The 20070-nt window shown below is 71.4% G+C and carries 20 protein-coding genes and 2 pseudogenes; 3 read left to right on the top strand and 19 right to left on the bottom strand.

Annotated elements, in window-relative coordinates:
• The first annotated feature begins 263 nt into the window (after positions 1 to 263).
• A complete protein-coding gene (locus tag ACGFIO_RS29165) occupies positions 264 to 1133 on the top strand; it encodes a hypothetical protein (protein WP_392830511.1) in 870 nt (289 codons plus the stop codon).
• Between the two features lie 193 nt (positions 1134 to 1326).
• On the opposite strand, the gene hisF is transcribed toward ACGFIO_RS29165, so the two are convergent.
• The 9 genes from hisF to hisD all read right to left on the bottom strand — a co-directional run bounded on the left by hisF (position 1327) and on the right by hisD (position 7655).
• Entirely contained in the window at positions 1327 to 2082 is a 756-nt protein-coding gene (gene hisF, locus ACGFIO_RS29170; RefSeq protein WP_392830514.1) for an imidazole glycerol phosphate synthase subunit HisF, read from the bottom strand.
• Positions 2079 to 2414 (bottom strand): Rid family hydrolase, encoded by a 336-nt coding sequence (locus ACGFIO_RS29175; protein WP_392830517.1) that lies wholly within the window; start codon positions 2412 to 2414, stop codon positions 2079 to 2081. The genes hisF and ACGFIO_RS29175 overlap by 4 nt, the downstream gene beginning before the upstream one ends.
• Positions 2411 to 3136 carry a bifunctional 1-(5-phosphoribosyl)-5-((5-phosphoribosylamino)methylideneamino)imidazole-4-carboxamide isomerase/phosphoribosylanthranilate isomerase PriA gene (priA, locus tag ACGFIO_RS29180; protein WP_392830520.1) on the bottom strand — a complete coding sequence of 242 codons (726 nt, stop codon included), beginning with the start codon at positions 3134 to 3136 and terminating at the stop codon, positions 2411 to 2413. Before priA ends, ACGFIO_RS29175 begins: the two co-directional genes overlap by 4 nt.
• 16 nt (positions 3137 to 3152) lie before the next feature.
• Positions 3153 to 3470: a hypothetical protein gene (locus ACGFIO_RS29185; protein WP_392830523.1), complete on the bottom strand. Its 318-nt coding sequence runs from the start codon at positions 3468 to 3470 to the stop codon at positions 3153 to 3155.
• A 295-nt stretch (positions 3471 to 3765) separates the two neighbouring features.
• Positions 3766 to 4392, bottom strand: coding sequence for an imidazole glycerol phosphate synthase subunit HisH (gene hisH, locus ACGFIO_RS29190; RefSeq protein ID WP_392830525.1), 627 nt, complete (start codon positions 4390 to 4392; stop codon positions 3766 to 3768).
• Positions 4392 to 4550, bottom strand: a complete 159-nt coding sequence (locus tag ACGFIO_RS29195; protein ID WP_392830528.1) for a hypothetical protein — start codon at positions 4548 to 4550, stop codon at positions 4392 to 4394. The genes hisH and ACGFIO_RS29195 overlap by 1 nt, the downstream gene beginning before the upstream one ends.
• Complete coding sequence (gene hisB / locus ACGFIO_RS29200; RefSeq protein ID WP_392830531.1) at positions 4550 to 5161, bottom strand: imidazoleglycerol-phosphate dehydratase HisB; 612 nt, start codon at positions 5159 to 5161, stop codon at positions 4550 to 4552. The genes ACGFIO_RS29195 and hisB overlap by 1 nt, the downstream gene beginning before the upstream one ends.
• Complete coding sequence (locus tag ACGFIO_RS29205) at positions 5158 to 6348, bottom strand: histidinol-phosphate transaminase (protein ID WP_392830533.1); 1191 nt, start codon at positions 6346 to 6348, stop codon at positions 5158 to 5160. The genes hisB and ACGFIO_RS29205 overlap by 4 nt, the downstream gene beginning before the upstream one ends.
• Entirely contained in the window at positions 6345 to 7655 is a 1311-nt protein-coding gene (gene hisD, locus ACGFIO_RS29210; RefSeq protein ID WP_392830535.1) for a histidinol dehydrogenase, read from the bottom strand. Before hisD ends, ACGFIO_RS29205 begins: the two co-directional genes overlap by 4 nt.
• 191 nt (positions 7656 to 7846) lie before the next feature.
• On the opposite strand from hisD, the gene ACGFIO_RS29215 reads away from it, so the two are divergent.
• Complete coding sequence (locus tag ACGFIO_RS29215; protein ID WP_392830537.1) at positions 7847 to 8560, top strand: LON peptidase substrate-binding domain-containing protein; 714 nt, start codon at positions 7847 to 7849, stop codon at positions 8558 to 8560.
• On the opposite strand, the gene ACGFIO_RS29220 is transcribed toward ACGFIO_RS29215, so the two are convergent.
• The 3 genes and pseudogenes from ACGFIO_RS29220 to ACGFIO_RS29230 form a co-directional block, all read right to left on the bottom strand.
• Entirely contained in the window at positions 8475 to 9203 is a 729-nt protein-coding gene (locus ACGFIO_RS29220) for a hypothetical protein (RefSeq protein ID WP_392830539.1), read from the bottom strand. The genes ACGFIO_RS29215 and ACGFIO_RS29220 overlap by 86 nt on opposite strands.
• A 22-nt stretch (positions 9204 to 9225) precedes the next feature.
• Positions 9226 to 12753: a DNA polymerase III subunit alpha gene (gene dnaE, locus ACGFIO_RS29225; protein ID WP_392830541.1), complete on the bottom strand. Its 3528-nt coding sequence runs from the start codon at positions 12751 to 12753 to the stop codon at positions 9226 to 9228.
• A gap of 78 nt (positions 12754 to 12831) precedes the next feature.
• A pseudogene (locus ACGFIO_RS29230) lies at positions 12832 to 13959 on the bottom strand (MinD/ParA family protein); the annotation flags it as partial.
• A 62-nt stretch (positions 13960 to 14021) separates the two neighbouring features.
• Here ACGFIO_RS29230 and ACGFIO_RS29235 point away from each other — a divergent pair.
• Positions 14022 to 14102 (top strand): annotated as a pseudogene (locus tag ACGFIO_RS29235) (hypothetical protein); the annotation flags it as partial.
• Positions 14103 to 14646: 544 nt separating this feature from the next.
• On the opposite strand, the gene ACGFIO_RS29240 reads toward ACGFIO_RS29235, so the two are convergent.
• The 7 genes from ACGFIO_RS29240 to ACGFIO_RS29270 form a co-directional block, all read right to left on the bottom strand.
• Complete coding sequence (locus ACGFIO_RS29240) at positions 14647 to 15624, bottom strand: hypothetical protein (protein ID WP_392830544.1); 978 nt, start codon at positions 15622 to 15624, stop codon at positions 14647 to 14649.
• Between the two features lie 18 nt (positions 15625 to 15642).
• The gene (locus tag ACGFIO_RS29245) at positions 15643 to 16527 is read right to left on the bottom strand and encodes an RluA family pseudouridine synthase (protein ID WP_392831040.1); all 885 of its coding nucleotides are present in this window, start codon (positions 16525 to 16527) and stop codon (positions 15643 to 15645) included.
• Between the two features lie 38 nt (positions 16528 to 16565).
• The gene (gene lspA / locus ACGFIO_RS29250; RefSeq protein ID WP_392830546.1) at positions 16566 to 17114 is read right to left on the bottom strand and encodes a signal peptidase II; all 549 of its coding nucleotides are present in this window, start codon (positions 17112 to 17114) and stop codon (positions 16566 to 16568) included.
• A 20-nt stretch (positions 17115 to 17134) separates the two neighbouring features.
• Positions 17135 to 17539 (bottom strand): TraR/DksA family transcriptional regulator, encoded by a 405-nt coding sequence (locus ACGFIO_RS29255; protein WP_392830549.1) that lies wholly within the window; start codon positions 17537 to 17539, stop codon positions 17135 to 17137.
• A gap of 312 nt (positions 17540 to 17851) precedes the next feature.
• Positions 17852 to 19387, bottom strand: a complete 1536-nt coding sequence (locus ACGFIO_RS29260; RefSeq protein ID WP_392830551.1) for a potassium/proton antiporter — start codon at positions 19385 to 19387, stop codon at positions 17852 to 17854.
• A 9-nt stretch (positions 19388 to 19396) separates the two neighbouring features.
• The gene (locus tag ACGFIO_RS29265) at positions 19397 to 19747 is read right to left on the bottom strand and encodes a DUF167 domain-containing protein (protein WP_392830554.1); all 351 of its coding nucleotides are present in this window, start codon (positions 19745 to 19747) and stop codon (positions 19397 to 19399) included.
• 144 nt (positions 19748 to 19891) lie between these two features.
• Positions 19892 to 20041 carry a hypothetical protein gene (locus ACGFIO_RS29270; RefSeq protein ID WP_392830557.1) on the bottom strand — a complete coding sequence of 50 codons (150 nt, stop codon included), beginning with the start codon at positions 20039 to 20041 and terminating at the stop codon, positions 19892 to 19894.
• Positions 20042 to 20070: the final 29 nt, after the last annotated feature.

Here is a 20070-nt window from a genome sequence, read left to right on the forward strand (position 1 = left end):
CGATCAACGCCTTCGCCATCACATTCGGTGACCGCTGGCCGGCCGCCGAAACTTACTAACCGAAGAGCCAGAAACACCGTCCACGTTACGGACCCGGTGCGGCGGGCGAGGGGGTGGTAGCGGATGTGCGGCGTGACTGGGGTTGCGTGGCTCTCGCTGTGAGGGTGCTGAGTGTTCGGCGGGATGTCGGATCGGCGACGGTTTGGATGGGGGTGGGCTTCTAGGCTCTGCTGTGGACTCGTCTGCCCATGGGAGGAGACCTGATGTCGTTGCGTTCGCGGGTGCCTGTCGCGTTGACCGCCGCGGCTGCGGCTGTGCTGGTCGGTGCGACGGCGGCTGGCGCCGAGGATCGGGCCATCGAGATCACGGGGGTGTCGTTCAGCGTTGCGCACGTCGACGTGACGAGTGGCGACGCCGATGTGGTGCTGACCTGGACGGTTACCGACGTCGACCCGGCTGCGCTCGAGGTCAGCGGGTCGGTGGAGCTTCGGCAGTTCGCGGGGGCCACGGCGGTGGGGGCGACCACGTTCATCCCGTACGACGCGGTGCTGGTCGGTGTCGCGCCGGGTGAAGCGCCCCGGGCCACGTCGCGGGTGCACCTGCCGGTGCCACGGTACGGTTCCACGTCCGAGGCGGTCTGGCGGGTCACCAAGCTGACCGCGCACGACGGGAACGGGAACTTCCGGGCATTGCGAGGTGACGGGGTGGCCGAGTTCGGGGTGACCCAGCTGGTCGAGACGGACGGGCCGGTGCTCGACCAGATCGCGCTCGCCCCTGGCCAGAACGCGAAAGTCGTCGACACCGGCGGCGGGGTGACGCTCGACTACCGGATCACGGCGTCCGATCTGCAGGCGGGGCTGTGGAAAGGACGGCTGACGCTGGCGGGGCCGGACGGGCGGCGGGTCAGTTCGCTGTTCTCGGTCGCGTCCGACGGGCGTCACCTGACCTGCGGCTTCGGGAGTCTGATCAACAACATCTACGACCGGGTCGAATGCGCCGCCCAGGTCGACATTCCGGCCGGTACGCCGGCGGGGACCTGGACGCCGGCCCGGCTGGCACTGACCGATCAGGCCGGCAACACCCGGATCCTCAACCACCTGTCCGGTCCGGCGATAACCGTCACCGCTGCCTGAGCGGCGGGCAGAGCAAGGCCATCAAACCGTCACCGCTGCCTGAACGGCGCGAAAAGCAAGGCCATCAAACCGTCACCGCTGCCTGAACGGCGCGAAAGCAACGCGATCGAAGAGCCAGGCGGCAGTGCGGAAAGCGGGCAAAGTGCACGGCGCCCGGCGAGAACCCTGACCGATTGGCCGCCCGCGGATACCGTCAGCGGACCGGACTGCCCGCCTCGCGTAGCGCGTCCTTCACCTCGCCGATCGAGAGGTCTCCGAAGTGGAAGACGCTCGCCGCCAGCACCGCGTCAGCCCCGGCCTCGACCGCCGGCGGAAAGTGGGCCACCGCCCCGGCCCCGCCGCTGGCGATCACCGGAATGTCGACCACCGAGCGGACCGCCTGGATCAGCGGCAGGTCGAAACCGGCCTTCGTGCCGTCGGCGTCCATCGAGTTGAGGAGGATCTCGCCGGCACCGAGGGTCGCCACCCGCTCGGCCCACTCGATCGCGTCCAGGCCGGCGCTGCGGCGGCCGCCGTGGGTCGTGACCTCCCATGATCCGTCGTCCTTCTCGCGGACGTCCAGGGACAGCACCAACACCTGGTTGCCGAAACGGTCGGCGATCTCGCTGATCAGGGACGGGCGGCTGATGGCGGCGGTGTTGACACCGACCTTGTCCGCGCCGGCACGGAGCAGCACGTCGACGTCGTTGACCGAGCGGACTCCCCCGCCGACGGTCAGCGGGATGAACACCGTCTCGGCCGTGCGGCGTACGACGTCCAGCATGGTGCCGCGGGCGTCCGACGAGGCGGTCACGTCGAGGAAGGTGAGCTCGTCGGCGCCGGCCGCATCGTACGCGGAAGCAAGCTCGACCGGATCGCCCGCGTCGCGCAGGTCGACGAAGTTGACGCCCTTGACCACCCGGCCGGCGTCCACGTCCAGGCAGGGGATGACCCGCACCGCGACCGTCACAGCTGCGCCTCCACCTCGACCTCGACCAGCAGCGACTCGTCGATCAGGCCGGCCACGACCACCATCGTGGTGACCGGCCGGACCGCGCCGAACAGCGAACTGTGCACCTGCCCGACCTCGTCCGCGAACGCGCGATCGGTGATGTACATCCTGGTCCGCACCACGTCGGAGGCCGAGGCGCCGTGAGCGGCCAGGGCGTCCAGCGCGATGCCGAAGGCGGCGGTCGCCTGCGCCGCGGCGGTGGGACCGGGCGCGGTGGTGCCGGAGGTGATGATCCGGTCACCGGTACGCACGGCCCGCTGGTAGCCGTACAGCGACTCCCACCTGCTCATGCGCCGGCCAGCACGTCGAGCGCGGCACGGACGGTGAACGCGCCGGCGTAGAGCGCCTTGCCCGCGATCACGCCCTCGACCCCGACCGGCTCCAGCGCGGCCAGGGCGCGCAGGTCGTCCAGGGTGGACACGCCGCCGCTGGCGATCACCGGGCGGTCGGTCTGCTCGCACACCGAGCGCAGCAGGTCGACGTTGGGGCCGCGCATCGTGCCGTCCTTGGTGATGTCGGTGACGACGTAGCGTGCGGCGCCGGCCTTGTCCAGACGGGCCAGCACCTCGTACAGGTCACCGCCGTCGCGGGTCCAGCCCCGGGCCGAGAGGGTACGCCCGCGCACGTCGAGCCCTATGGCCACGCGGTCGCCGTACTCGCCGACGATCCGGTCGCACCACTCGGGGTCTTCGAGGGCGGCCGTGCCGATGTTGACCCGTGCCGCGCCGGTGGCGAGCGCCCGGGTGAGCGACTCGTCGTCCCGGATCCCGCCGGACAGTTCGACCTTCACGTCCAGCCGGCCGACCACGCCGGCCAGCAACGCCGCGTTGGACCCGCGGCCGAACGCGGCGTCGAGGTCGACCAGATGCACCCACTCGGCACCGTCGGACTGCCACGCCAGCGCCGCGTCCAGCGGATCGCCGTAGGCCGTCTCCGACCCGGCCGCCCCCTGGACCAGGCGCACGGCCTGACCGTCAGCGACATCGACAGCGGGCAGCAGTTCGAGCGTCACAACAACTCCATCTTTTTCACCGGCGGCCGAGGATGACGGCCGTCAGAGCGGGCAGAACCAACAAGATCAATGCGATGAGTACGATGCGGAGCGCGATGTCCGGCACCAGTGACCAGACCGCCGCGGCCGCCACCAACGGCACCACGACCAGCCCGATTCGCTCGGCCCGGCGGAATCGGTAGACGGTCCCGGTCCGCCCGCGCCGCTTCGGGGTGATCTTGCGCACCACCTCGCGCCGCGCCTGCCGCCGGGCGACCTTGCGCGCCCGCACGGCTTTCTCCCGCTCCAGCACGGCCAGCCGCTCGGCCCGCCGCTTCGCCCTTTCCTTGCTCATCGAACGAGCCCCGCAAGCGAGACGCCCACGACCAACCCGCGCGGGAACCCCGCACCCAAGACCATTCGGCGCAGCGAACGCGCACCGCCGACCAACCCACGCGAGAACCCCGCACCCAAGACCATTCGGCGCGACGAACGCGCACCGCCGACCAACCCACGCGAGAACCCCGCACCCACGACCAGCGCGTCACCGCGGGCGAGTTCCGGGTCGACGCGCAAGAAATCCGCGCCCCCGGCCACCGCGCGCAAGGAACCCGCACGCGCGGCCGCACCACGAGAGAGGACCGGCCGCCTCATGACAGCTGCGCGACCCAGTTGCGCAGCAGCGCGTACCCGGCGTCGCCGGATTTCTCGGGATGGAACTGGGCAGCGCTGAGCGACCCCAGTTCGACGGCCGCCGCGAACGGCTCGTCGTGGGCCGCCGTCGTCACGAGCGCGCCGGCCCCGGTGAGCAGATCGAGATCCGAGGCCGCGTACGAGTGGACGAAGTAATACCGCTCCCCCGCCGGCGCGTCACCCAGCAGCCTGGAGGAAGACGGCGCCGAGACAGTGTTCCAGCCCATGTGCGGGATGCGCGTGGCGGTGAGCCGGGTCACCGCCCCGGGCAGCAGCCCGATGCCCTTGGTCTCGACCCCGTGCTCGACCCCGGACTCGAACAGGATCTGCATGCCGACACAGATGCCCAGCACCGGCCGGCCCCGCTCCACCCGGGAGGCGATGACCGGCCCGGCGCCGAGCGACTCGATCCCGGCCATGCACGCGGCGTAGGCGCCGACCCCGGGTACGACCAGGCCGTCGGCGGTGGCCGCCTCGGACAGGGACGACGTGACGGTCACCGCGGCGCCGGTGCGGGCGAGGGCCCGCTCGGCCGAGCGGAGGTTGCCCGAACCGTAGTCGAGGACCACGACGGAGGGTGGCATCAGCTGTCCCCGGGCATCAGCCAGAGCACGCCACCGGTCGCGGCCAGCACCGCCAGCACCGCGACGACCCCGATGCTGAACTTGGTGGCGCCCTGCCTGACCAGCGAGATCACGCCGCCGAGGAGGATGCCGGCGAGGGCGAACAACGCGATCGCCATCAGAGCACGCCCTTGGTCGACGGCAGCTGGCCGGCGTTGCGCGGGTCGATCTCGACGGCCTCGCGCAGCGCCCGGCTGAACGCCTTGAACTGTGCCTCGACCACGTGGTGGGCGTCCGGTTTGCCGCCGTCACGGGCCGCCCGGAGCACGCTGACGTGCAGGGTGACCTTGGCGGCGAGGCCGAACGACTCGAAGATGTGCCGGGTCATGCTGGTCGGGTAGACCGGGCCGATGTACGGCGCCAGCTCCGGTTCGTCGTGTACCACGTACGCCCGGCCGGAGAGATCCACGGCGGCCCGGCACAGCACCTCGTCCATCGGGATGGTGGCCGACCCGTACCGCCGGATGCCGGCCTTGTCACCGAGCGCACGCGCGAACGCCTCGCCCAGCGCCAGCGCGGTGTCCTCCATCGTGTGGTGGGCGTCGATCTCCAGGTCGCCCTCGCAGCGCACCAGCAGGTCGAAGCCACCGTGCTTGGCCAGCTGGTTGAGCATGTGGTCGTAGAAGCCGACACCGGTGGCCAGGTCGCCCTGCCCGGTCCCGTCGAGGTCGATCTCGACGAGCACCTTGGTCTCGTTGGTGACGCGCTCGACGCGCGCGGTGCGGCTCACGGCAGTGCCTCCAGAAACGCTGAATTCTCGGCGGGGGTCCCGGCGGTCACGCGCAGCCAGCCGGGCAGGCCGACGTCACGCACCAGCACCCCATTGTCCAGCATCTGCTGCCAGGCGACGCGCTGGTCACCGCCGACCTCGAAGAGCACGAAGTTGGCGTCGCTGTCGGCCACCCGGAACCCGCGGGCGCGGAGGGCGCCGACGATGCGGTCACGCTCGGCCTTGATCGCGTCGACGTTCGCGAGCAGGGCGGTGCGGTGCGCGAGGGCGGCGCGGGCGGCGGCCTGGGTGAGGGACGACAGGTGGTACGGCAACCGTACGAGCTGCACGGCGTCGACCACGGCGGGCGAGGCGGCCAGGTAGCCCAGCCGGCCGCCGGCGAACCCGAACGCCTTGCTCATCGTCCGCGTCACCACGAGCCGCTTGTGCGCGGGCAGCAGCGTCAGCGCCGGCACCGTGCCGGGCCGGGCGAACTCCGCGTAGGCCTCGTCGACGATCACCATGCCCCGGGCCGCGTCCAGCACCGCGTCGATCACCGCGGGGTCGAGCGCGGTGCCCGTCGGGTTGTTGGGCGAGCAGAGGAAGACCAGGTCGGGATCGTGCTCGGCCACGGCCTCGGCGGCCGCGGAGGGCGACAGACCGAAGTCGGGGTCGCGGAAGGCGCCGACCCAGCGGGTGCCGGTCCCGGCGGAGAGGAGCGGATGCATCGAGTACGACGGGCCGAATCCCAGTGCCGTGCGCCCCGGGCCGCCGAAGGCCTGCAGCAGCTGCTGCTGAACCTCGTTCGACCCGTTGGCCGCCCACACGTGGGCGGCCGTCAGACCGTGCCCGGCGTAGGCGGCGAGGTCAGCGCGCAGCAGGGAGGCGTCGCGGTCGGGGTAGCGGTTGAGGTCGCGCAGCTCGGCCCGCAGCGCCTTGCCGATCGCGTCCACCACCTCGTCCGGCAGCGGGTACGAGTTCTCGTTGGTGTTGAGGCGCACCGCCACGTCGAGCTGCGGGGCGCCGTAAGGCTGCTGGCCGCGAAGATCGTCGCGGATGGGGAGGTCGTCGAGGGTGGGGCGCGCCGTCGGGGAGCCGGCCGCCGAGGCCGAGGCGGCTCCCGAGGCGGGGGCGGAGGCGGAGGACGCAGCCGCCGAGGCAGAGGAGGCTACCGAGGCGGAGGACGCAGCTGCGGAGGCGGCGCTCATGACGGGAACCGTGCGGTGACGGCTTGGCCGTGGGCGGGCAGATCTTCCGCGTTGGCCAGGGCGACGACGTGCGGGGCGGCCTCGCGCAGGGCGTCGCGCGTGTAGTCGACGACGTGGATGCCGCGCAGGAACGACTGCACCGACAGCCCGGACGAGTGCCGCGCGCAGCCGCCGGTGGGCAGCACGTGGTTGGACCCGGCCGCGTAGTCGCCCAGCGACACCGGTGACCAGGCGCCGACGAAGATCGCGCCGGCGTTGCGGACGCGCAGGGCCAGGTCGCGCGGGTCACGCGTCTGGATCTCGAGGTGTTCGGCCGCGTACGCGTCGACGACGGCGAGCCCCTGGTCGAGGTCGGCCACGAGCACCACCCCGGACTGCCGGCCGGTCAGCGCCTCGCGTACCCGGGCCTCGTGCTTGGTCGCCGGCACCTGGCGTTCGAGCTCGGCCTCGACCGCGATGACCAGGTCGAGCGAGTCGGTGACCAGCACCGAGGCGGCCAGCGGGTCGTGCTCGGCCTGGCTGATCAGGTCGGCCGCCACGTGTACCGGGTCGGCCGTGTCGTCGGCCAGCACCGCGATCTCGGTCGGGCCGGCCTCGGCGTCGATGCCGACCCGGCCCTGGAGCAGGCGCTTGGCCGCGGTGACCCAGATGTTGCCGGGGCCGGTGATCACGTCGACCGGGGCGCAGCGGTCGGCCTCGTCGGCGCCGGTCGAGCCGTACCCCAGCATGGCGATGGCCTGGGCGCCGCCGACGGCGTAGACCTCGTCGACGCCGAGCAGGGCGCAGGCGGCGAGCACGCGCGGGTCGGGCAGGCCGCCGTTGGACGGCTGCGGCGGGCTGGTCACGACCAGCGAGCCGACGCCGGCCTCCTGGGCCGGTACGACGTTCATCACCACGGTCGACGGGTAGACGGCCAGGCCGCCGGGGACATAGAGGCCGACCCGGCTGACCGGCACCCACCGCTCGGTGACCGTGCCGCCCGCGACGACCTGGGTGGTGACGTCGGTCCGCCGCTGGTCGGCGTGCACCCGGCGGGCGCGGCTGATGACTTCCAGGAGCGCCGCTCGTACATCGTCATCGAGCTCTTCCGCGGCAGCGGCGATGGCGGCGGGCGGCACCCGGAGGCGGGACAGCTCCACCCCGTCGAACCGATGGGTCGCCTCGCGGATCGCCTCGAAACCATGCTCCCGGACCGCCTCGACGGTCGGGCGGATGCGCTCGACCGCGACGGAGACGTCGAGTTGAGCGCGGGGCAGCAGGTCGCGCGGGTCCGCCTGGGAGCCGCGCAGGTCGATCCGATTCAGCACGGGGCAAGTCTATGGCCTGTCTCAAATCCAGTATCGGGGCGATTCCAGCCAGCGGGAAGCCATCGAGAAAGCCGAGTTGGGCGGCGCGAAGGGCCGAGAAGGGCAACGAGATCGGCGGTATGCCCGAAAGGCGGAGACATCGCTCCACCCGGGGCGGGCGCGGACAGCGACCATGCCGATACGCTCCCCTCGTGGGCACGATTCTCCCGGTCTTCCCGTTGAGCACGGTGCTGTTCCCCGGGCTCGTGCTGCCCCTGCACATCTTCGAGGAGCGATACCGCGCGCTCGTGCGTGAGCTGGTCGCCAAACCGGAGGACGGGCCGCACGAGTTCGGTGTGGTGACGTTGCGGCACGGCTCCGAGGTGCAGGCCCAGGCCGACGGCGAGGCCGGGCCGCCGGTCGACGAGTCGCCGGTCACCGCCGAACAGCTCTACGAGGTGGGCTGCACGGCCGAGCTGCGCCAGGTGACCGAGCTGCCGGACGGGCGGTTCGACATCGTCACGGTCGGCCGGCGACGGTTCCGGGTGCTGGCGGTCAACTCCGGGCCGGAGCCCTACCTGACCGCCGAGGTCGAGTGGCTGCCCGATGAGGACGCGCCCGGCGAGACGGCCGACCTGCTGGCCCCGCGGGTGCTGGCCGCCTTCCGCACCTACCTCGACCTGCTGCGCCCGGCCACCGAGGTGCTCGACACCGTGCCCGACGACCCGACCGTGCTGTCCCACCTGGTCGCGGCGACCGCGCAACTGACCACCGACGAGCGGCAGCTGCTGCTGGCGGCACCGGACACGGCGAGCCGGCTGCGGACCGAGCTCAAACTGCTCAACCGCGAGGCGGGCCTGCTGGCTCGGGTCCGGGCGGTGCCGGTGCCGCTGTCGGATCTGGCCCGGCCGGCGAGCCCGAACTGAGCGGTTCCGGCGACGGCCCGGACGCGACCGGCGGTGCGGGAAGGGGCTCGTTGGCCAGGTCGTTCCCGTAGCCCGGGCGGGAGCCGGGCTGTTCCAGATCGGGGTCGTTGGCCCAGCCGGCCATCAGGGTCAGCACGATCGCCGCGCCGAAGGCGGCGACCAGCAGAGCACCGTGCGCGCTGAGGTCGGGCGGCGCCGCGTAGGTGGCGCCGGCGGCCGACGAGCCCCGCCAGTCCCGGTACGCGCCGAGACCGATCAACCGCCCCACCTGCCACGCCGCCACCGGGCCGGCCAGCGTGCCCAGGATCACCCCGCCGAGCAGCCACGGCCCCCGGTGCCGGCGCTGGGTCAGCCACACCACGACCGCCGCGACCACACCGAAGGCCAGGCCCAGGATGCTGAACCAGCCGTCGGCGGCGATGTACTCCTCGGGCGACGGGTCGTTCACCACGATCCGCCCCTGGCCCACGTTGATCACCGGCACGGTCGGCGAGAGGTAGTGCCACAGCAGGCCGAGGGCGGCGCCGGCCACCGCCAGCACCACCGCCGTCAGGACGGCCACGAGCAGCTCGCGGCCGATCGGGCGGCGGGGCGGCGGGGGCGGTGGCTCAGCCACCCACGAGTACGGGGCCTCCGGATTCACCCTTCGATCCTGCCAGGCCCGCTCAGGCCACCGCGGACGGGCCGAGAATCATCTTCAGGTCGGCCCGCAGCGCCGGGGTCGGCGCCACCTTGAAGCCGCCCAGCCGCATCACCGTGGTGCGGCTGCCGTTCACCAGGTTGACGTGCACCTCGCAGCTGCCGGGGTGGCTGACCAGGATCTCCTTGAGCTCGTTGACCAGCGGAGGCGTGCACCGGGTGATCGGCATGGTCAGGGTGACCGGCTTGGTGTCGGGGTTGTGGGTGACGTCCGGCATGGACATGTCCATGGCCATGATCCGCGGGGTGTCGTCGCGCCGGTCGACCCGGCCCTTGACCACCACGATCGCGTCCTCGGCGATGTACTGGCCGATCACCTCGTACGTGTTGGGGAAGAACAGCGCCTCCACGCCACCGTTCAGGTCCTCCAGCGTCGCCGACGCCCACGCCCGGCCCTGCTTGGTGATCCGCCGCTGGACGCCGGTGAGGATGCCGGCCAGCGTGACGACCGAGCCGTCCGGGACCGAACCCTCCTCGTTGAGCGAGGCGATAGTGGTGTCGGCCGCGTTGGCCAGCATCTGCTCCAGGCCGGCGAGGGGGTGGTCGGAGACGTACAGGCCGAGCATCTCGCGCTCGAAGGCCAGCTTGTCACGCTTGTCCCACTCCCCGTCGGGGATGACCGGCATCACGGCGCTGGTCGAGATCTCGACGTCACTGCCGGACCCGAAAAGGTCGAACTGCCCGGTGGCTTCCTTGCGCTTGACGTCGGTGTAGCCGTCGATCGCTTCCGAATGGATGGCCAGCAGGCCCTTCCGAGTGTGCCCGAGCGAGTCGAAGGCGCCGGCCTTGATCAGCGATTCAATCGTCCGCTTGTTGCAGGCGACCGCGTCGACCTTCGACAGGAAGTCGTAGAAGTCCTGGTACTCGCCCTTTTCCTGACGGCACCGGACGATCGCCTCGACCACGTTGGCCCCGACGTTGCGGACCGCGCCCAGGCCGAAGCGGATGTCCTTGCCGACCGGGGTGAACGGCCCGGCCGACTGGTTGACGTCGGGCGGCAGGACCTGGATGTGCATCCGGCGGCACTCGGCCAGATACATCGCCATCTTGTCCTTGTCGTCGCCGACGCTGGTCAGCAGCCCGCCCATGTACTCGGCCGGGTAGTGCGCCTTCAGGTACGCGGTGAAGTAGGAGACCAGACCGTACGCCGCCGAATGGGCCTTGTTGAACGCGTACCCGGCGAACGGGACCAGCACGTCCCACACCGCCTGGATGGCCTCTTTGGAATACCCGTGCTCGATGCAGCCCTGCTGGAACGGGCCGAACTCCTTGTCGAGAATCTCCTTCTTCTTCTTACCCATCGCGCGGCGGAGCAGGTCGGCCTGGCCGAGGGTGTAGCCGGCCAGGATCTGCGCGGCCCGCTGCACCTGCTCCTGGTAGACGATCAGGCCGTAGGTCGGTTCGAGGATCTCGCGCAGCGGCTCCTCGAGCTCCGGGTGGATCGGCGTGATGTCCTGCAGGTTGTTCTTGCGCAGGGCGTAGTTGGTGTGCGACTCGACGCCCATCGGGCCGGGCCGGTAGAGGGCCAGGACGGCCGAGATGTCCTCGAAGTTGTCCGGCTTCATCAGTCGCAGCAGCGAGCGCATCGGGCCGCCGTCGAGCTGGAACACGCCCAGGGTGTCGCCCCGGGCCAGCAGCTCGTACGACGCCTTGTCGTCCAGTGGCAGGGCCAGCAGGTCGAGGTCGAGGTCGTGGTTGAGCTTGATGTTCTTGACCGCGTCGTCGAGGATCGTCAGGTTGCGCAGGCCCAGGAAGTCCATCTTGAGCAGGCCGAGCGTCTCGCAGGTGGGGTAGTCGAACTGCGTGATGATTACGCCGTCGGAGGCGCGGCGCATCAGCGGGATGTGGTCGATGATCGGCTCGGCGCTCATGATCACGCCGGCCGCGTGCACCCCGGTCTGCCGGATCAGGCCCTCGATCCCGCGCGCGGTGTCGATCACCTTTTTGACATCCGGGTCCTGCTCGTACAGCGTCCGGACCTCGCCGGCCTCACCGTAGCGCTTGTGGTCCTTGTCGAAGATGCCGGACAGCGGGATGCCCTTGCCCATCACATCGGGCGGGAGCGCCTTGGTGATCCGGTCGCCGACCGCGAACGGGTAGCCCAGCACCCGGGCCGAGTCCTTGATCGCGGCCTTCGCCTTGATCGTGCCGAAGGTGGCGATCTGGGCGACCTTGTCCTCGCCCCAGCGGTCGGTCACGTACTTGATGACCTCGCCGCGCCGGCGCTCGTCGAAGTCGATGTCGACATCCGGCATCGAGATGCGCTCGGGGTTGAGGAACCGCTCGAAGATCAGCCCGTGCGGGAGAGGGTCGAGGTCGGTGATGCCCATCGCGTACGCGACCAGGGAACCCGCTGCCGAACCACGGCCCGGGCCGACCGCGATGCCGTTGCGTTTCGACCACTGGATGAAGTCGGCGACGACCAGGAAGTACGACGGGAAGCCCATCTGGATGATGACCCCGAGCTCGTACTCGGCCTGCTTGATGTGCGTGTCCGGGATGCCGTCGGGGAAGCGGCGCCGCAGCCCCTCGAAGGCCTCGTGCCGGAAGTACTCCTCCTCGGAGTACCCGTCCGGGATCGGGAACCTCGGCATCAGGTTCTTGAAGGTGAACATGCCGTCGGTGTCGACCCGCTCGGCCACCAGCAGCGTGTTGCGGCAGCCCTCCTGCCAGGCCTCGGACTCATCGACGGCGCGCATCTGATCGGCCGACTTGACGAAGTAGCCGTTGCCGTCGAAGCGGAACCGGTTGGGGTCGGCCACGTTGCTGCCGGTCTGCACGCACAGCAGCACGTCGTGCGCGGCCGACTGTTCCTCGTGCGTGTAGTGGGAGTCGTTGGTGACCAGCGGCGGGATGCCGAGCTTCTGGCCGATCTCGAGCAGGCCGTCGCGGACCCGCTTCTCGATCGACAGCCCGTGGTCCATGATCTCGAGGAAGTAGTTCTCCTGGCCCAGCGCCTCCTGGTACATGGCGGCGGACTTCAGGGCCTCGTCGAACTGGCCCAGCCGCAGCCGGGTCTGCACCGCGCCGGACGGGCACCCGGTGGTGCCCATGATGCCCTGGGCGTGCTCGGCGATGATGTCGAAGTCCATCCGCGGGTACTTGCCGAGCTGGCCCTCCATCGACGCCCGGGAGTTGAGGCGGAAGAGGTTCTTCAGGCCGACCGCGTTGCGGGCCCACATCGTCATGTGGGTGTACGCGCCGTTACCGGAGATGTCGTCGCTCTTCTGCTCGGGGCGGCCCCACTTGATCCGGCTCTTGTTGAAGCGGGACTCGGGTGCGACATACGCCTCGACGCCGATCAGTGGCGTGACCTCGGCCGCCTTGGCCTGGGTGTAGAAGTCGTACGCCCCGTGCATGTTGCCGTGGTCGGTGATCGCGGCGGCCGGCATGCCCAGCCGTTTCGCCTCGGCGAGGAGTTCCTTGACCCGGGCCGCTCCATCGAGCATCGAATACTCGGTGTGCACGTGTAGATGCACGAAGGAGTCAGACACCCTGGGGCCCCTCTCGCCGGTTTTGAACGACCCCGAGCCTAAACCCGATCACCGCCCGGCCGACGGACGGGCGCGCCCTTATTCGGCGAACGGCTCGATCATCATCGACGCCGCCTTGATCCAGGCGGCGCGGGTCTCCGGCTGCAGGTCGCCGTACTCGATCGACGACCCGACCTCGAGCGACGGGTCGTACGGAACCACCGCGACGGCCCTGGTCCGGGTGCCGAAGTGCTTGACCAGATCGTCCAGCAGCGGAGGCTTGCCCTGCGACGGGCAGGAGATCAACGTCACGGCGTTCTTGACCAGATCCTCCTGGCCGGTCTCGTCGAGCAGGTCGAGCATCCAGTCGGCGGTGAACGCCGCGTCCTCGCGCGGGACCGTGGTCACCACCAGCTGGTCGGCCGCCCGCATCACGGTCTGCCAGTTGACGCTCTCGACGTTGTTGCCGGTGTCCACGCAGATCACGTCGTGGGTGCGGCGCAGCAGGTCCATCACCCGGCGCACGGTGTGCTGGTCGAGCCGCTGGGCGAACCGCGGGTTCTCCTCGCCGGCCAGCACGTCGTACGAACCGTCCGCCGCGTGGCGCAGATAACCGTCAAGCTCCTGCAGGAGGGCGTCGCCGTGCATGTTCTCGATCTGGAGGAGGTCGTGCAGCAGGTGCCGGATGGTCCGGGCGTGCCGGGCGCTGCCGGCCCGCAGGCCGAGCGTGCCCCGCAGCTCGTTGTCGTCCCAGGCGAGCACGCCGCGGCCGCGGACACTGCCGATGGTCGCGGCGGCCAGGACGGTCGCGGTCGTCTTGTGTACGCCGCCCTTGGGGTTGGCGAAGGCCAGCACCCGCGGCTGGCCGACCTTGCGCCGCAGGATCGACACGGCCCGGTCGGACTCCTGGGCCGGCGCCGCCTGCCGCCACTCGATCCGGGCCGGGGCGGGTGACTGCTGCGCGACCGGCGGACGCGTGGGCAAGGCGGCCGGCTGGCGCGTGGGCGGAGCGACCGGCGGCGCGGCCGGCTTGGCGACCGGGGGCGTCACCGGCGGCGCGGGCGACGGCACAGCGGCGGCCGCGCGGTAGGCCTGCGGTTGCGGCCCCGGGTTGAAGTAACTGTGCGGCTGCTGCGGGGCCGATGCCGAGGTGGGCGCGGCGTCGGCCCGGCCCTGGAAGCCCTCGGCGATCCGCGAGCGGCGCGGCTCCAGCGGATTGACCGGGCGCTGATCGAGCGGGTTCGCGCGCTGATCGAGCGAGTTCTGGCGCTGATCGAGCGGATTCGCGCGCTGATCGAGCGGATTCGCGCGCTGATCGAGCGGATTCGCGCGCTGATCGAGCGAGTTCTGGCGCTGATCGAGCGGGTTGACCGGGCGCTGCTCGAGCGGGTTCTTGGGGCGCGGCTCGGCCGGTGGCGGCAACGGCCGGGCCTGGGTACGCCGGTCCAAGGGGTTCACCGGGCGGCGGTCGAGCGGGTTCACCGGGCGGTCGTAGCCGTTCGGCTGCGGGGCCGGAGCCGGCTGCTGACCGGGCCCCTCGGGGCGGGCCGTCTCGGGCAACCACGAGCGGCGGTCGAGCGGGCGCATCGGCAGAGGCTGCGCGGGCGTCGCCGGGCGGCGGGGCTCCGGCGCCGACTCGGGCTCCGGATCGTCGGTCTCGTCGGGGTGGGGACGTGACCCATGCCGGGCGCGGTCGAGCAGAGCCCGCCAGCGGGGCCCGGAGTCCGCAGGCCGGCCCCAGCCGGACTCGGTCCCGTCCACGGGTCATCCTCCCTGCTCGACTCGGTTCTTCCTCGGGGCCACGGGCGTCGCCGCCACGCAACAGGCTACGGAGCCGAACCCCGTTCGGGCCACTCCCCGGCCGACCATCCCTGGCCGCCGGGCGGTCCATCGTGATCTCGGCCGACGAGGTTCTTAACGCGCGGAAGCCCCGCCGGGTTCGCCCGCCGCGGTCGCTGATGCGCCAGGAGGGGAGGTCGGGGCAGGTTCGGCGGGTACGGCAGGGCTTTCCTCCGAACTCGGGAGTGAAGAACCGGGTCCCGCCGAGGGGACAGCGGGCTGCGGGGGTGAGGCAGATTTCACAGTCGCCCCGAGCGACGAGGGTACTGGCGTCGGGGTTGCGGCGGCAACCGTCGAAGTGCCCCCGGGTGCCGGGCTGATCGCCGTCTGTCGATCCACATCCTGGTCAGACGTGGATTGCTCGGGCAAAGGTGGGCGAAATTCAACCCGGTCCAACCGCCGCACTTCGGGCGCCGGGTCGACCGCGCGGACCTCGGCCCGGCCGGCGATGCCGCGCAGGGCGGCCGGGTCGGCCTGCACCACCGCCGCGAACACACAGGCGCAGTGGGCGCGGTAGGCGTGCGCCTCGGCTGCGGCGGTGCTGGCGGCGTCGTCGTACGCCCGGCGCAGCCGCTCCTGATCGTTCCCGGCGCCCCGCAGACCCTGACTCAGGCGGCCGTAGTCGGCGCGTTCCTGATCGCGTTGACCGGCCGTCGCCAGCATCCCGGCCACCACGTCGTCCGGCACCCGGTACGCGGAAATGCGTACCACCCTGGTCTCGCTCTCGGGCAGTGGCGCCCGGGCGTAGACCTGCGCCACGGCACCGCCGCTGAGCACCGACGACAGCTCAGCGGGTGGGACGTACCCGGTCAGCGACACCAGCGCCCAGGTCGGCGCCCCGGGCGTCAGGGACGCCAGCTCGCCCCGGCTGTTCTTCAGGTATCCCGGCACGGTCTGGCCCTCGACCACCCCGACCCGGACCACGTCACCGACCGGCGGAGCGGCCGTGGAGGGTGGATGGTTGCGGTCGGCCGCCCAGATGATCAGCACCAGCAGCGACGCCGCGGAGGACAGAGCGAAGCCGGTCGCGATGCGCTGACCGGCCGCGGTCATCGGACAACCCCCTGGGTGTCAGTTCGCTTCCCTCAGCACGTTGAGCGCGTGCTGCAGATCATCAGGGTAGTCCGATACGAAGCGGACGACATCCCGAGTGGCCGGATGCTCGAAGGCCAGCTCGCGAGCGTGCAGCCACTGCCGGGTCAGGCCCAGCCGGGTGGCCAGGGCCGGGTCGGCGCCGTAGGTCAGGTCGCCGGCGCACGGATGCCGGAGGGCGGAGAAATGCACCCGGATCTGATGGGTACGCCCGGTCTCCAGCCGTACGTCGATCAGGCTGGCCGAGCGGAACGCCTCGAGCGTGTCGTAGTGCGTGACGCTGGGCTTGCCGGCCGAGATCACCGCGAACTTCCAGTCCGAAGTGGGGTGCCGGTCGATCGGGGCGTCGATGGTGCCCCGCAGCGGGTCGAGGTGGCCCTGCACCACGGCGTGGTAGCGCTTCTCCACCTCGCGCTCCTTGAACGCGCGCTTGAGGTGCGAATAGGCCTGCTCGCTCTTGGCCACCACCATCAGCCCGGTGGTGCCGGCGTCGAGGCGGTGCACCACACCCTGCCGCTCGGCCGCGCCGCTGGTGGCGACCCGCTGGCCCATCGCGGCCAGCCCGCCGATCACGGTCGGGCCGGTCCAGCCCGGGCTGGGGTGCGCGGCCACACCGACCGGCTTGTCCACCACCACGATGTCGTCGTCGCTGTAGACGATGGTCAGGCCGTGCACCGGTTCGGCCACCACCGCCGGGGCCGCGACCGGCGCCGGCAGCGTGACCTCGAGCCAGGCGCCGGCCGAGACCTTGTCGGACTTGGGCCGGGGCACGCCGTCGACCATCGCGTCGCCCGCCTCGACCAGCGTCGCGGCGGCGGTGCGGGACAGGCCGAAGAGCCGCGAGACGGCCTGGTCGAGGCGCATGCCGTCGAGGCCGTCGGGCACGGGGAGAGATCTGGAGGTCACGGTGCTTTCTTTTTCGCAGGGGTACGGCTGCCGTCGCGCTGCCGCCCGGTCAGTTCCAGCAGCACGGCCAGCACCACACCGACGCTCAGGCAGGCGTCGGCGATGTTGAACACGGCGAAATACTTCGCGTACGGGCCGAACAGGCTGATCATGTCGACCACGTGGCCCTGCAGGAAGCCCGGCGCCCGGAACAGCCGGTCGCCCAGGTTGCCCAGCGCCCCGCCGAGCACCAGACCCAGCGCCACCGCCCACGGCACCGAGCGCAGCTTGCGGGCCATGACCCCGATCCAGGCCACCACGGCCACCGTCACCAGCGGGAAGACCCAGGTGTAGCCGGTGCCCAGGCTGAACGCCGCGCCGCTGTTACGCAGCAGCGACAGGTAGATCAGGCCGCCCAGGATCTTGACCGGCTCGCCCTCCACCAGCTCGTTGGTCGAAACCTCCTTGACCAACTGGTCCACGACCACGGCGAGCACCGCGATCACGGCGAGCACCAGCAGGACATGGCCGGCACTCCGTCGCCCGGCGACCGGCTCGTCGGTCACCGTGGCCTCGTCAGCGTCGTTCAGCGTCGCTCCTCAAGCTGCTTGCAGGACACACACAGGGTCGCGGACGGGAACGCCGCCAGCCGTTCGACCGGGATGGCGTTACCGCACTTCTCGCACCAACCGTAGTTCCCCTCGCCGAGGCGGTCGATGGCGCGTTCCACCTGAGTGATCCGTTCGAGCAGATTGTTCGCCAGAGTGATCTCCTGCTCACGCTCGAACGTCTTCGTCCCGGTGTCGGCGGTGTCGTCGCCGGCCGAGTCGTCCAGGCGGTCCCGCTGCAGCTCGGCGATCTCGGTGAGCGTCTGGTCGTACTCCGTCTGAAGCTCGTGGCGACGCTCCTCGAGCGCGGTCCTGATCTTCTTCGTCTCGGCCGCGCTACGGGTCCGCTTGGTGGCGGGCTTCGTCTCGGTTGCCTTGGCCATGGTCGCTCCCTCGGCCGCGCGCCCGGCGCGGATCTCTGCCCCCTACGTACCAAAACGGCGCGGCGAACAGGGTCGCACACACCGATGGCACGCAACGATACGGAACGTGAAGACCAGCGACAACACGGCGCACCGGCCCCGGGGTTCCCAACCGGGGTGAAACGCCCTGCTCACCGGCCCTCTCACGTCGGATACCCGACGATGTCCGGTTTACGCGCGGCTCCTTCTTTTACGCGTCGCGGCCCGCCGTCCCTTTCACGCGCCGCGCTCCCCGTCGCTCCTTTCAGGCGCGGGGCTCCCCGCCGTCTCGCTTCACGCGCGGGGCTCCTCGCCCTTCTCCCCGAACCACCTCGCGAGGCGGCCACGGCGGCTCACCGCCCGGAGCCGCCTCTCGGCCGCGTCCCGGGCGTCGGCGGTCGCCACGATCAGCAGCGCGTCGCCCGACCGCAGCCGCGTGTCCGGGCCCGGGACAAAGCCGGCACCCTCCCGCACGACCAGCGTGATCGCGGCGCCCACGGGCAGCCGCAGCTCATCGATGAACACGCCGGCCAGCCGGGACCCCGGCGGGACGTCGACCTGCAGCAGGTCGGCGTTCATCTTCTCCAGCGGGGCCGTCTCAACATGCAGCTCCGTCGCCTCGCCCGGTGCCGTCACCCCGAGCAGCCGGGCCGCCGGGGCCAGCGTGCCCGCCTGCACCAGAGTGAAGATGATCACGAGGACGAAGACGGCGTCGAACAGGCGGTCGGCGCCCGGCGTACCCAGCGAAAGAGGAATCGTGGCGAGCACGATCGGCACCGCGCCGCGCAGGCCCGCCCACGACAGGAAGGCACTCCCCCGCCAGCCGATCCGCGACTCCGGGCGCCGCGGCCCACGCACCGGCCGGGCCAGCACCGCCGACACCACCACCGACAGCGGCCGGGCCAGCAGCACCAGAGCCACGCCGACGACCAGGGCCGGCACCAGCGCCCCGCCCAGCCGGCTCGGCGACACCAGCAGCCCGAGCAGCACGAACAGACCGATCTGGGCCACCCACGCCAGCCCGTCGGCGAACCCGAGGATGGACCGGCGATGCGGCAGCCGCGCGTTGCCGAGCACCACCCCCGCCACGTAGACAGCCAGGAAGCCACTGGCGTGCGTGACCGCGCCGGCGGCGTACGCGAGGATCATCAGCCCGACCGCCGCGATCGGATAGAGCCCCGACGAGGGCAGCGCGGCGTTGCGCAGCAACCAGCGCCCCACGGTCGCCACCAGCCAGCCCACCGCGACGCCCGCGACCAGCTCGTAGAGCACCAGAATCAGCTCGTACCACCACGGGTGCGGCATAGGCCCCGCCGTCGACAGCAGCACCACGAGCAGAACGACCGGCGCGTCGTTCATGCCCGACTCGGCCTCGAGCGTCGCCACCAGCCGCGGTGGCAGCCGCAGCCGCCGCAACGTGGCGAACACGGCCGCCGCGTCCGTCGACGACAGCACCGCGCCGTAGAGCAGCGACAGCCGCCAGCCCAGACCGAGCACGAGATGCACGGCCACCCCGACGACCGCGATGCTGACCGCCACCCCCAGCGTCGCCAACACGGCCGACAACCCCAGCACGGGCCGCAACGTGGTCCAGCGCGCGGTCAGGCCACCCTCGGCGATGATCATGATCAGGGCGCAGAAGCCGAGCGTACGGGTCAGCTCCGCATCATCGAACCGGATCCCGAAGCCCGACTCCCCCAGCAACATCCCGATGAGCAGGTAAAGCAGAAGACTGGGCAGCCCCAGCCGCGTCGACAACCGCACCGCGGCCACCGCGACCAGCAGTACCGCCGCCCCGATCAGCAGCCCCTGGTCGAGATTCCCGCTCACCCGCCGCCGTCACCCATCCGCCGCGCCCCGCCCGCCGGCACCATCACGCAGAGCGGCGATCCGGCCGGCCACAACCGACCCGTCGGCATCGAGGGCGAAGACTTTGTCCCGACTGGTGGCGCCGACCTTCAGCTCGACCGCAGCCGGCCGCAGCCCCAGAGCCTCGGCCAACGCCTTCCGCACCGCCTCGGTGGCCTTCCCGTCCACCGCCGGCGCACCGACGGCGACGATCAGTGCCGCCCCGTGCGGCCCGTCGTAGCGTCCACCCACCGCCGTGCGGCCCGCACCCGGCCGCACTCGAACGGCGACCGTCAGACCGGCATCGGGGCCGTTCCGGTCCGGACTCCGCCGCTTGGCCATGGCCCCATTGTCTCGATCTTTGTCATCGACAGCGCACCGGGGTCACGAGGCGACGATCCGTAACGCCGATCGACCGGGATGGCGTGGCGGCCCAGCACTCCCGCCACGACCGCGTCCGCCGCACCGCTTGTTGGCGGATCACCGCTATGCCCGTAGCGCGACGCGCGACGCGCGCGGCGCGGGCGCCGTGGCGCGACGCGGGGTCAGCGGGGTCAGCGGGGTCAGCGGGGTCAGCGGGGTCAGCGGGGTCAGCGGGGTCAGCGGGGTCAGCGGGGTCAGCGTCGAAATCGACAATTGTTGCCGCCGCGCCGCCACCTCCCCCC

The organism is Actinoplanes sp. NPDC049265 (assembly GCF_043197135.1).
GTDB lineage: Bacteria > Actinomycetota > Actinomycetes > Mycobacteriales > Micromonosporaceae > Actinoplanes.

What these genes read in the sequence shown, in the direction of transcription:
- ACGFIO_RS29165 (WP_392830511.1), top strand. Translation starts at nt 264, where the DNA reads ATGTCGTTGCGTTCGCGGGTGCCTGTCGCGTTGACCGCCGCGGCTGCG.
- ACGFIO_RS29175 (WP_392830517.1), bottom strand. Translation starts at nt 2,414, where the DNA reads ATGAGCAGGTGGGAGTCGCTGTACGGCTACCAGCGGGCCGTGCGTACC.
- ACGFIO_RS29185 (WP_392830523.1), bottom strand. Translation starts at nt 3,470, where the DNA reads ATGAGCAAGGAAAGGGCGAAGCGGCGGGCCGAGCGGCTGGCCGTGCTG.
- hisH (WP_392830525.1), bottom strand. Translation starts at nt 4,392, where the DNA reads ATGCCACCCTCCGTCGTGGTCCTCGACTACGGTTCGGGCAACCTCCGC.
- ACGFIO_RS29195 (WP_392830528.1), bottom strand. Translation starts at nt 4,550, where the DNA reads ATGGCGATCGCGTTGTTCGCCCTCGCCGGCATCCTCCTCGGCGGCGTG.
- ACGFIO_RS29205 (WP_392830533.1), bottom strand. Translation starts at nt 6,348, where the DNA reads ATGAGCGCCGCCTCCGCAGCTGCGTCCTCCGCCTCGGTAGCCTCCTCT.
- ACGFIO_RS29240 (WP_392830544.1), bottom strand. Translation starts at nt 15,624, where the DNA reads ATGACCGCGGCCGGTCAGCGCATCGCGACCGGCTTCGCTCTGTCCTCC.
- ACGFIO_RS29245 (WP_392831040.1), bottom strand. Translation starts at nt 16,527, where the DNA reads ATGCGCCTCGACCAGGCCGTCTCGCGGCTCTTCGGCCTGTCCCGCACC.
- ACGFIO_RS29255 (WP_392830549.1), bottom strand. Translation starts at nt 17,539, where the DNA reads ATGGCCAAGGCAACCGAGACGAAGCCCGCCACCAAGCGGACCCGTAGC.
- ACGFIO_RS29265 (WP_392830554.1), bottom strand. Translation starts at nt 19,747, where the DNA reads ATGGCCAAGCGGCGGAGTCCGGACCGGAACGGCCCCGATGCCGGTCTG.